Annotated in this window: 1 protein-coding gene; it reads right to left on the bottom strand. The window is 51.8% G+C overall.

Annotated features, from left to right (window positions below; genetic code table 11):
• The coding region (locus R7Z50_RS29835; protein ID WP_318150058.1) for a helix-hairpin-helix domain-containing protein at window positions 1-564 on the bottom strand (564 nt) is incomplete at both ends.

Below are 564 nucleotides of genomic sequence, written 5' to 3'. Positions count from 1 at the left end.
AAGCACCAAAGTTGGCCACGTTCGATACGACGCCTTCGAGAATCATTCCCGGTTCTAGATCTGCAACCGAGTTAACGCCTTCAGCGAAGGTTGCGGTTTTGAACTCCGGACGAGGGTCTCGGCCTGGTTTGTCCAGCTCTTTGATGATATCGGTCACCGTTGGGACACCGAAGTGCTCATCGGTGTAATCCACCGCGTGCAGACCTTTAAGGAACGTCGAATCGCCAATCAGCGCTTTGATGTCTTTACTGTTCTTCTCGGCAATCGCTTTGACTACAGGGTAGGCTTCTGGGTGCACTGCAGAGGCATCCAGTGGGTTTTTACCATCCATAATACGAAGGAAACCCGCACACTGCTCGAACGCCTTAGGACCTAAACGAGGCACTTTCTTCAAAGTTGTACGTGCTTCGAAACGACCGTTTTCATCACGGAAGTCGACAATGTTCTGTGCGATGGTGCTCGACAAGCCTGCAACGCGCGTCAGTAGCGCTGCAGAGGCAGTGTTCACATCAACACCAACCGCGTTTACACAGTCTTCGACAATCGCATCAAGACGTTTTGCCA

The sequence above is a fragment of the Vibrio sp. 1249-1 genome, assembly GCF_033340495.1.
This window is presented reverse-complemented; position numbering and strand designations above follow the sequence as displayed.